This is a genomic window from Polaribacter sp. (genome assembly GCF_965656025.1).
Classification (GTDB): domain Bacteria; phylum Bacteroidota; class Bacteroidia; order Flavobacteriales; family Flavobacteriaceae; genus Polaribacter.
Genome location: NZ_CBFHJT010000090.1, coordinates 1 through 9,699 on the forward strand (window position 1 = coordinate 1; position 9,699 = coordinate 9,699).

General features: G+C 28.1%; 12 protein-coding genes. 5 read left to right on the forward strand and 7 right to left on the reverse strand.

Annotation, left to right across the window (positions count from 1 at the left end; all coding sequences use genetic code 11):
* Positions 1 to 261: 261 nt before the first annotated feature.
* Positions 262 to 1,017, reverse strand: coding sequence for a TerB family tellurite resistance protein (locus ACTG3S_RS13225; RefSeq protein ID WP_439129813.1), 756 nt, complete (start codon positions 1,015 to 1,017; stop codon positions 262 to 264).
* Positions 1,018 to 1,368: 351 nt separating this feature from the next.
* Here ACTG3S_RS13225 and ACTG3S_RS13230 point away from each other — a divergent pair, with 351 nt between their 5' ends.
* The 3 genes from ACTG3S_RS13230 to ACTG3S_RS13240 all read left to right on the forward strand — a co-directional run bounded on the left by ACTG3S_RS13230 (position 1,369) and on the right by ACTG3S_RS13240 (position 2,784).
* A complete protein-coding gene (locus ACTG3S_RS13230; protein WP_439129814.1) occupies positions 1,369 to 1,779 on the forward strand; it encodes a BrxA/BrxB family bacilliredoxin in 411 nt (136 codons plus the stop codon).
* Positions 1,780 to 1,888: 109 nt separating this feature from the next.
* The gene (locus ACTG3S_RS13235; protein WP_439129815.1) at positions 1,889 to 2,122 is read left to right on the forward strand and encodes a hypothetical protein; all 234 of its coding nucleotides are present in this window, start codon (positions 1,889 to 1,891) and stop codon (positions 2,120 to 2,122) included.
* A gap of 2 nt (positions 2,123 to 2,124) precedes the next feature.
* Complete coding sequence (locus ACTG3S_RS13240) at positions 2,125 to 2,784, forward strand: HD domain-containing protein (protein ID WP_439129816.1); 660 nt, start codon at positions 2,125 to 2,127, stop codon at positions 2,782 to 2,784.
* A gap of 141 nt (positions 2,785 to 2,925) precedes the next feature.
* Here ACTG3S_RS13240 and ACTG3S_RS13245 read toward each other — a convergent pair whose 3' ends face one another.
* Positions 2,926 to 3,099 (reverse strand): hypothetical protein, encoded by a 174-nt coding sequence (locus tag ACTG3S_RS13245; protein WP_439129817.1) that lies wholly within the window; start codon positions 3,097 to 3,099, stop codon positions 2,926 to 2,928.
* Between the two features lie 10 nt (positions 3,100 to 3,109).
* A complete protein-coding gene (locus tag ACTG3S_RS13250; protein ID WP_439129818.1) occupies positions 3,110 to 3,979 on the reverse strand; it encodes an AraC family transcriptional regulator in 870 nt (289 codons plus the stop codon).
* A 208-nt stretch (positions 3,980 to 4,187) separates the two neighbouring features.
* On the opposite strand from ACTG3S_RS13250, the gene ACTG3S_RS13255 reads away from it, so the two are divergent.
* Entirely contained in the window at positions 4,188 to 4,769 is a 582-nt protein-coding gene (locus tag ACTG3S_RS13255; RefSeq protein WP_439129819.1) for a hypothetical protein, read from the forward strand.
* Positions 4,770 to 5,034: 265 nt separating this feature from the next.
* The gene (locus ACTG3S_RS13260) at positions 5,035 to 5,616 is read left to right on the forward strand and encodes a hypothetical protein (RefSeq protein ID WP_439129820.1); all 582 of its coding nucleotides are present in this window, start codon (positions 5,035 to 5,037) and stop codon (positions 5,614 to 5,616) included.
* A gap of 89 nt (positions 5,617 to 5,705) precedes the next feature.
* Here ACTG3S_RS13260 and ACTG3S_RS13265 read toward each other — a convergent pair whose 3' ends face one another.
* The 4 genes from ACTG3S_RS13265 to ACTG3S_RS13280 form a co-directional block, all read right to left on the reverse strand.
* Positions 5,706 to 6,488, reverse strand: a complete 783-nt coding sequence (locus ACTG3S_RS13265; RefSeq protein WP_439129821.1) for an enoyl-CoA hydratase/isomerase family protein — start codon at positions 6,486 to 6,488, stop codon at positions 5,706 to 5,708.
* 37 nt (positions 6,489 to 6,525) lie between these two features.
* The gene (locus ACTG3S_RS13270) at positions 6,526 to 7,935 is read right to left on the reverse strand and encodes a sensor histidine kinase (protein ID WP_439129822.1); all 1,410 of its coding nucleotides are present in this window, start codon (positions 7,933 to 7,935) and stop codon (positions 6,526 to 6,528) included.
* A gap of 49 nt (positions 7,936 to 7,984) precedes the next feature.
* Positions 7,985 to 8,446: a hypothetical protein gene (locus ACTG3S_RS13275; protein WP_439129823.1), complete on the reverse strand. Its 462-nt coding sequence runs from the start codon at positions 8,444 to 8,446 to the stop codon at positions 7,985 to 7,987.
* A 130-nt stretch (positions 8,447 to 8,576) separates the two neighbouring features.
* Positions 8,577 to 9,699: class I tRNA ligase family protein (locus ACTG3S_RS13280; protein WP_439129824.1), on the reverse strand; the 1,123-nt coding region annotated here is incomplete at its 5' end.

The following is a 9,699-nucleotide window of genomic DNA, read 5'->3' on the forward strand; positions in this document are numbered from 1 at the left end:
CCAGTAGTTTAGTATTTCTTCTGCTACTTTTGGTAAGTCAAGTCCTTTATATTCAGTAAATTTCGCGCTCATCTTTTCTCTTTTCTAATCAGATTGCGAAATTAATCAATTTATTGAAAATAGCTACTTTTGGACATAAAAAAAGAGCCTTTAAAAAAACTCTTTTATATTTTTTTTAAGTAAAGCAAATAATATTGTTTTACAAAATTAGCTATATAAATATATTTAATCAGAAAATTAAATATTAATAAAAACTTTAAATTAAAGTCCTCTTTCTTGTTTAATTTTTTCATAAGCATCTTGTATGCTTTGAAATTTTTCTTTTGCACCCTGTAAATGCTCATCACCTAAACCTTGTAATTTATCTGGATGGTATTTTTTTACCATTTTTCGGTAAGCGGTTTTAATCTCATCAATACTGGCAGATTTTGAAATTTCTAAAATTTTGTATGCGTTGCCAGAAGCATCATAAAACATGGCTTTTATAGATTCAAAATCTCTTTGGTTTATGTATAAGTAACCTGCTATTTTTCTAATTTCTTCTACCTCTGTTTCACTAACAAATTGGTCTGCCTTTGCAATACCAAACAAAAAATGCAATAGTTGTAAACGAGATGCATGAGACATGTGTTCTCTAATTTGTATACAGACTTGTCTTGCAGAAATTTCTTTTTTTACAATACCTTTAAATAGTTTAAATGCATTATTGGCTCTTTCTTTACCATACATGCTTAAAAACTGGGTACGTACAAAATTTAATTCGCGCTTATCTATATTTCCGTCAGATTTAATAACAATGGATGCCAGAACCAACAAACTCATTTCAAAATCACCAGATTGTGTATTTACATTTTTTCTGGTTCTTTTTTGTTGTTGATAATCTCCTTGTTCTAAAAGTATGTCTTTTTCTGAAAAGCCGTCTACAAAACTACCAATTGCAAACCCAATGGCTGCACCAATTGGACCACCTAAAGTAAAACCTAAACCTGCACCCAACCATTTTGTGAAATTTCCCATTTATTTTTATTTGTTGTTTACAAAGTTACAAAGTTTTAAAATAGATTTTTTAGTTTGTTGATTATTTAGATGGTTTGAGTATTATTTTTTATGGTGATCACTATTTATTTTATTTGCATGAAGGATTGAAACATTTGTTTGAGCTCTTATTTGAGGAACGAAAATAAAGCGAGTGTTGAAAGCCTGACGATTTTTAATGAAAAGTGCAGTGTAACGTAACTTTTTGTTAAAAATGGACATGCCCAAAAAATACTATTGATTTTATTGATGTTTCTATTGATCTAAGCGCTTTTGATATAGTTGAATTTTGTAAAACAAATATGTATCTTTGCATTTTAAAATTAGATAATTATGTATCCAGAAGAATTAGTAAAACCAATGCGAGACGAGTTAATTAACGCTGGTTTTGACGCATTATATACAAGCGAAGATGTAGAAAAAGCTTTGGCAAAAGAAGGAACAACTTTAGTAATGGTAAACTCAGTTTGTGGTTGTGCAGCGGGTACTGCTAGACCTGGAGCTATTGCTTCTTTAGGCGCAGAAAAAACACCTACAAATTTAACCACTGTTTTTGCAGGAGTAGAAAAAGAATCTACTCAAAAAGCACGTGAGTTTATGATACCTTTTCCACCAAGTTCGCCAGCGATTGCCTTATTTAAAGATGGTAATTTAGTGCACATGTTAGAAAGACATCATATTGAAGGACGTTCTGCACAAATGATTGCACAGAATTTAGCACAAGCTTACGAAGAATATTGTTAAAACTTATCTTCTTTAGAATTCTACTAAAAAGGAAGTTTAAGAAGTTAAATTATACAAAATCCACGTAAATTAAAACGTGGATTTTTTATTTTTATAAAAAAATTAGAAAATGTCTTTATCAACATATAGCACAAAAGAGCTTCAAAAAAAATTGAAAAGTCAGAAAACACTATTTATAGTACAAATTGTTTTGGTAGTGTTAATGATTGTATTTGCTATTTTTTCTACTGTTGAAAAGGGAATTTCATTTCAAACTTTTTTACCACTATTTTTTGCACCTATGGCTTTTGTAATGTATTTTGAAATGAAAAAAATTAAAAAAGAACTCAATTCTAGAACCTAAGAATGGATAGAGAAAAAGTGATTACAAACTGCATATCTTTTGTAAAAAAAGAGCTACAAAATGCAGAAGGAGGCCATGACTGGTTTCATATAGAACGTGTTTTTAAGAACGCCATTTTAATTTCTAGAGAAGAAAAAGTAGACGTTTTTGTAGTTTCTTTGGCGGCGCTTTTGCATGATATTGCTGACCCAAAATTTAATAATGGAGACGAAAAAATTGGCCCTAGAAAGGCTACAAAATTTTTAATTGACGAAAAAGTACCCAAAAAAATTGGGAAACATGTGGTAAATATTATAAAAAACATGTCTTTTAAAAATACTTTTGACAACAATTCTAAGAAATTTACCTCAAAAGAATTTGAAGTGGTTCAGGATGCTGATCGATTAGACGCCATCGGCGCTATTGGTATTGCTCGTTGTTTTAATTATGGTGGTTTTAAAAACAGGGCTTTATATGACCCTGAAGTTTTACCAAATCTAAATATGACTAAAGAGGAATATAAAAATGCGAAGACACCAACTATCAATCATTTTTATGAAAAACTATTATTATTAAAAGATAAAATGAATACCAATACTGGTAAACAAATTGCCAAAGAAAGACATCTTTTTATGGAAAATTATTTAAAACAATTTTATGATGAATGGAACGGTATTAAATAATTAAAACTTATTACAATTATATTTTAATCATTTTTACTGATAAAAAATGAGATTAAAATATTTATTTTAAGCTCATTTTATTTTTAGCTAATACGTTTTTTATGATTCAAAATAAAAAAGCCTTTAAAGCACTTTATTGGGCTAATTTTCTTTTGCAACTTCTAAAGCAGTAATTTTATATTCTAAAATAGATAATTCATTCCCTTTTTCTATAATATCATCTACAGATAAATTATTATTGGTATTTATATAATTTAAAATTTCTTTACTTTTAAAATTATAGTATTCTAATGCTTTTTCTATTTTAGTAATCATCCTAAAAAAATTATTGTATAAAGTTTGACATTTCACTTCTATACTTAGAAGCTGGTTTACCCGTAAATTCTTTAAAAAGTTTGTTAAAGTGAGAAAAATTATTAAAACCACACTCGTAACAAATATCTGTAATACTTGTTTGACTTTCAGACAATAATTTAGTAGCATGCACAACTCTATATTCGTTTACTAATTTTGTAAATGTTTTACTGGTTGTTTTTTTAAAAAACCTACAAAACGCTGGCACTGTCATGCTAACTAAATCAGCAACTTCCTCTAAAGCTATATGTCTTCTAAAGTTTTCGTTAATATGTTTAAAAACTAAATCTATTTTCTCACTATCTTGTGGTATGGTTTCAAAAGCAAAACCATCTGCATTTAAAATAGTATAATCATCTGTTTGTGCCAATTCTTTTAAAATATGCAAAAAGGCAATAATTCTGGTGGGGCCTTCTAGATCTACTAATTCTTCTATTTTAGCACCTATTCTTTTTTTAATTTCTATGTTAAAACGAATTCCTTTTTTTGCACGTTCAAAAAGTTGATCTATGCCAACCATTTCTGGAATTTTAAAAAAATCTTTTCCTAAAAAATCTGGTTTAAATTGTATTAAAGTTTCAGAACCATTCGTTGTTAAACGATCTACAAAGCCTAAATGAGGTAAGTTAGAACCAATTAACACCAACTGACTATTGTTAAAATAACTTATATGATTCCCAATATGTCTTTTCCCTTTTCCTTTATTTACATAAACAATTTCGATTTCTGGATGAAAATGCCAAAATGCATTTGTTCTTTTTAAAAATTGTTCGTGTTTTTTTACTAACAAAGAACTACCAAAACTAGGGGTAATTTTTTCTAATGTAGGTTTTGTCTTCATATTATAGTTATTATATATCTGCAAAATTACAAATCTAAAACCACATATAATATATAATTTTACCAAAATTATATACTATTTTAACTTAACATAGATTTAACATAGTTATATATGGTAATTTAGCACATATATTCGTCAATTACGGTGTTTTCAATATCTATTTTCTGTCATAGATTTGCAGTGTTGATAATCATTAAATGAAAAAACAATGAAAACAAATTTTAAAAAGTGCTTAGTAGTAGTTATGATGTTAGGAACATTAATGAACTACGCAAATGAAAAGAAGAATACTACTTATGTGGTAGATGGTAAAAAGGTTAAAGTAGAATTTAACACTGTAAAAAAAGGAAACACATTAACTATAAAAGATAGTCATGATGTTGTTATATACAGCCAAGACATAGAAAAATCAGGTAATTATGCTAAAATATTTGATCTATCTAAATTGGTAAAAGGAGAATATACTGCAGAATTAGAAAAAGATTTCGAAATTATAGTTAAAAACTTTTCTATTTTAGAAGGCAAAGTATCTTTTAAAGAAGAAAAAACCATTTTTAAACCTGTAATTAGAACAGAAAATAACTTGGTTTTAATTTCTAAAATAGATTTTAATAAAGAACCTTTAAAAGTAGCTCTTTATTATAATGGTGATGTAATTTTCTCTGAAACCATTAAAGACAATAGTCAAGTTTTAAACAGAATTTATAAATTGTCTGAAGAAGAAAAAGGAAACTATTCTGTTGTTATTAATAGTAACAAGAGAAGTTACGTTCAAGACTTTAATTTTTAATCTTATAGTTAATTGTTGCATCAAAATACTGCTATATTTTGATGATAAAAAGCGAGCCAAAGGGCTCGCTTTTTTTGTGTTGTGTAAATATGTTCCACACACTTCGTTTATAATTTTATCTAAAATATATACTATATTAACTTAACATGTTATTAACTATTAATTAACGTATTAATATAATATATATATTTACCAATTCTGTTGTTTTTAAAACTTGACATTGTATATAACTTTGCAGTGTTGATAATCATTAAATGAAAAAACAATGAAAACAAATTTTAAAAAGTGCTTAGTAGTAGTTATGATGTTAGGAACATTAATGAACTACGCAAATGAAAAAAAGAATACTGCTTATGTGGTAGATGGTAAAAAGGTTAAAGTAGAATTTAACACTGTAAAAAAAGGAAACACATTAACGATAAAAGATAGTCATGATGTAGTTATATACAGCCAAGACATAGAAAAATCAGGTAATTATGCTAAAATATTTGATCTATCTAAATTAGTAAAAGGCGATTATACTGCAGAATTAGAAAAAGATTTCGAAATTATAGTTAAAAACTTTTCTATTTTAGAAGGAAAAGTATCTTTTAAAGAAGAAAAAACCATTTTTAAACCTGTAATTAGAACAGAAAATAACTTGGTTTTAATATCTAAAATAGATTTTAATAAAGAACCTTTAAAAGTAGCTCTTTATTATAAAGGTGATGTAATTTTCTCTGAAACTTTTAAAGACGATAGCCAAGTTTTAAACAGAGTTTACAGATTGTCAGAAAAAGAAAAAGGAAACTATTCTGTTGTTATTAATAGTAACGAGAGAAGTTATGTACAAAACTTTAATTTTTAATCTTATAGTTAATTGTTAAATCAAAATATTGCTATGTTTTGATAATAAAAGCGAGCCAATTGGCTCGCTTTTTATTTGCTAAAAATTATTTATTCTCCTGGGAAATCTGGCTTTCTTTTTTCTAAGAAAGCAGTTGTACCTTCTTTAAAATCTTCAGTTTCAAAACAATTACCAAAATTTTCTATTTCTACATAGTAACCATCTACACCATCTTTATAATTTGCATTTACAGCTTCAATAGCTTTAGAAATAGCTACAGAAGAGTTTTTTGCTATCTTAATTGCTAATTTTTCTGCCAAAGGTAATAAATCTTCTAAAGTAGTTACATGGTTTACCAAGCCATATTCTTTGGCATCTTCCGCAGAAATCATACCTGCTGTTAGAATCATTTCCATGGCTTTTCCTTTGCCTATCAACTGTGGTAAACGTTGTGTACCACCATAACCCGGTATTACACCTAAAGATACTTCTGGCAACCCCATTTTTGCATTTTCTGAAGCAATTCTAAAATGACAAGCCATTGCCAATTCTAAACCACCACCTAAGGCAAAGCCATTTACTGCAGCAATTACTGGTTTTGTTAAATTTTCAACAAAATCAAACAATTTTTCTTGGCCTTCTTTTGCCAAATTTGCGCCTTCTTCTTCAGAAAAATTTGCAAATTCAGAAATGTCTGCGCCTGCTACAAATGCCTTTTCTCCACTACCTGTTAAAATTACAGCTTGTACATCAGTATAAGATTGTATTTCTTTAAAAGCAGTATGCAACTCTTGTATGGTCTTTTTATTTAAAGCGTTTAATTTTTTAGGCCTGTTAATTGTTATTTTGGCTACTGTATCTTGTATATCTACTAAAATGTTTTCGAAATTCATTTGTATATATTTAAAATGTTAATAGAAAATTCTATGTTTATTTTTTTGGTAAAATTACTGTAAAAGCAGTTCCCTCTCCTTCTTTAGACGTAAATGAAATAGTGCCATTATAAGCTTCAATAATATTTCTAATCATACCTAAACCTAAACCCATTCCACTTGTTTTAGTTGTAAATTTAGGTTCAAAAATTAAATCTTTAACCTCTTCTGGTATGCCTTTACCATTGTCTGAAACCACAATTTTTAAATTCTCTTTTTCAGACAAAACAATTACATCTATTACAGGGTTTTCTTCATTTTCTGTTGCTTGTATGGCGTTTTTTACTAAATTAGTTACAATTCTTATTAATTGTGTTTTGTCTAAAAAAGCAAAAAGTTCTTTTTCTTTAGGTTGATAAACTATCGATTTTTGATTAAAAATATCTAAAGCAAATTTTAAAACACTAATTACCTCTATTTCTTCTTTATTTTGTGTGGGCATTTTTGCAAAATCAGAAAAAGCTGAAGCAATGGAGCTCATCACATCTATTTGTTGTATTAAAGTTTGGCTATATTCCGCCATTTTCTCTTTTATGTTTTTATCTGTTGGATCAAATCTTCTTTCGAAACTTTGCACAGACAAACGCATTGGTGTTAGTGGATTTTTAATTTCGTGCGCTACTTGTTTTGCCATCTCTCTCCAAGCTTGTTCTCGTTCACTTCTAGCCAATTTTGCAGCACTTTCTTCTAATTGATCTATCATATTATTATAAGCAGCTACCAACACTTCTATTTCTGAACTCGCTTTGTTTAATATAATTTTTTCGTTGCGCTCATTTAAGCGCGTCTGTTGCATTTTATCTGAAATAGTTTTTATTGATCGTGTAATGTAACTAGATAAAAAATAGGCAAATGAAATAGCGATGATAAACATTAATAAATACACCAAACTTAATCTATAAATAAACTCTTTTAGCTCATACTCTATCTCTGAGTTATCTTGCGTAAACTGCAATTCTAAAATTCCAATTCTTTTAAACTTTGGGTCGTGAATATAAGTGTATGATGTTTGATAACTAGTATCGTCTATTTCTATATTTTTTAAGATTCTATGACTAGAATTTTGAGATAATTCTGCAACTGTACTAGGCGTTAAAGGTGTTTTGTCTATTTTCTCAAACGCATTACTTGCAGATGTTTTTAAAAGCCTACCCTCTAAATTATAAATGGTTATATTTAATTTGTTTATAGATGAAATTTCGTAAATCCTATCTTGAAAAATTTTAGCTAAATTTTCTGTATTTACAGAATATGACGTTTTGTTAGTAAGCTCTAGTTCTATAATTTTTTTTGCAATGGCTTCTTTACGTTCAAAACGCTGTATATTATAGTCTTTTGTTTGCTCATCGTATTGATATACAGTTACCACCAGTATTAAAACAGATGCCAAAAGCACTAAAAGAATCATCGATAAAAAGATTCTTATTCTAAGAGAGATGTTTTTAAATCTTATCAATTTACTGAGTTATTTTTTTTGTTTTCATCGTTAATATATCATCATAATCACCATCTTCATCCCAATCATATTTACTTTTAGCTACAAAACCTTTATCTGTTTTTTTAATATGATAACCCACCTTCATATCTCTACCATTATAATGGTATTCTACAAAAAGTGAGTCGTTAATTACACTCCATGTGCCATTAGATGGTGATATTTTTTCTCCTTTTTGATTTTTAAACCAAGCAGAAAAAGTACCATCTTTATTGTATTTAGACTGAGCAATTAGTTCTGGATTATTATCAAATTTATCTTCATAAACTTGTAATGAATCTGTTTTATTTACAGTATTCATTTCAATTTTTAAATATGTAGTTTGCCAAGAATCTACCATAAAATTTTCGATTGATTTTTCTTTAGAACAAGCAGCAAACAGCATACAGAAAACAAGGAAATAGATACTAATTTTTAGTTTCATTTTAGTTTATTTTAAGAACTCACAAGATACTCAAATAAAAAAGCCATTACAAATTGTGTAATGACTTTTGGATTTATTTTAACGGGAAAATAATTCTTAAAAAAACTAAACACCTAAAAAGGCTAAGTCTTTAACCTACAATATTTACAATTTTTCCTGGTATAATAATTACTTTTTTAGGAGTTCTACCTTGTAATTGTGCTTGTGTTTTCTCATGAGCCATTACTGTTTTTTCGATATCATCTTTAGATAAATCTAAAGACAATTCTAAGGTAAAACGCATTTTTCCGTTAAAAGAAATAGGATACACTTTGGTACTTTCTATCAAGTGTTTTTGTTCAAATTTTGGAAAAGTAACTGTAGAAATGCTTTCTTTATATCCTAACTGACTCCATAATTCTTCTGCAATATGTGGTGCATAAGGTGATAATAAAACCAATATAGGTTCTAAAATTTCTCGTTTGTTACATTTTAGAGCAGACAATTCGTTTACAGCAATCATAAATGTTGATACTGAAGTATTAAAAGAGAAATTCTCAATATCTTCTTCAACCTTTTTAATGGTTTTATGCAAGGTTTTTAACTCGTCTTTTGTAGGAGCAACGTCAGAAACCTCGAATTTTTCTCCATTATAAAACAATTTATATAATTTCTTTAAAAAAGAATACACACCTGAAATTCCTGAAGTTTTCCAAGGTTTTGCTTGTTCTAATGGGCCTAAAAACATTTCAAATAAACGCAATGCATCTGCACCATATTCTTCACAAATATCATCAGGATTTACTACGTTGTATTTAGATTTAGACATTTTTTCTACTTCACGCCCTACTTTGTAAATTCCATCTTCTAAAATAAACTCTGCTTTTCTATAATCTGCGTTTAAAGGGTGGTTTTTAAAAGCTTCCACATCTAATTCATCAGAAGCGTTTACCAAAGAAACATCTGCGTGAATTGGTGTCTTGGTAATCATTACCAAATCTGCAAAATTTGGATCTAACAACTTTTTATCTAATAAATAATTTTTAACTACACTTTCAAACTCATCATCTGAATTGAATAAGTTTTTAGACACAAAAAATGTTGGTATGTTCTCTATAACATCATCATTTGATTTATCTATAGCACAGCCATTTTTAACAAATACTGAAGTTTTATAAACAAAAGCACTCGTCCCCAAAATCATCCCTTGGTTGATTAGCTTTTTTGCAAACTCATCTACAGGAACAATATTTCTATCAAACAAGAATTTTTGC

What these genes read in the sequence shown, in the direction of transcription:
- ACTG3S_RS13275 (WP_439129823.1), bottom strand. Translation starts at nt 8,446, where the DNA reads ATGAAACTAAAAATTAGTATCTATTTCCTTGTTTTCTGTATGCTGTTT.
- ACTG3S_RS13225 (WP_439129813.1), bottom strand. Translation starts at nt 1,017, where the DNA reads ATGGGAAATTTCACAAAATGGTTGGGTGCAGGTTTAGGTTTTACTTTA.
- ACTG3S_RS13260 (WP_439129820.1), top strand. Translation starts at nt 5,035, where the DNA reads ATGAAAACAAATTTTAAAAAGTGCTTAGTAGTAGTTATGATGTTAGGA.
- ACTG3S_RS13240 (WP_439129816.1), top strand. Translation starts at nt 2,125, where the DNA reads ATGGATAGAGAAAAAGTGATTACAAACTGCATATCTTTTGTAAAAAAA.
- ACTG3S_RS13270 (WP_439129822.1), bottom strand. Translation starts at nt 7,935, where the DNA reads ATGATTCTTTTAGTGCTTTTGGCATCTGTTTTAATACTGGTGGTAACT.
- ACTG3S_RS13245 (WP_439129817.1), bottom strand. Translation starts at nt 3,099, where the DNA reads ATGATTACTAAAATAGAAAAAGCATTAGAATACTATAATTTTAAAAGT.
- ACTG3S_RS13250 (WP_439129818.1), bottom strand. Translation starts at nt 3,979, where the DNA reads ATGAAGACAAAACCTACATTAGAAAAAATTACCCCTAGTTTTGGTAGT.
- ACTG3S_RS13265 (WP_439129821.1), bottom strand. Translation starts at nt 6,488, where the DNA reads ATGAATTTCGAAAACATTTTAGTAGATATACAAGATACAGTAGCCAAA.
- ACTG3S_RS13235 (WP_439129815.1), top strand. Translation starts at nt 1,889, where the DNA reads ATGTCTTTATCAACATATAGCACAAAAGAGCTTCAAAAAAAATTGAAA.
- ACTG3S_RS13230 (WP_439129814.1), top strand. Translation starts at nt 1,369, where the DNA reads ATGTATCCAGAAGAATTAGTAAAACCAATGCGAGACGAGTTAATTAAC.
- ACTG3S_RS13255 (WP_439129819.1), top strand. Translation starts at nt 4,188, where the DNA reads ATGAAAACAAATTTTAAAAAGTGCTTAGTAGTAGTTATGATGTTAGGA.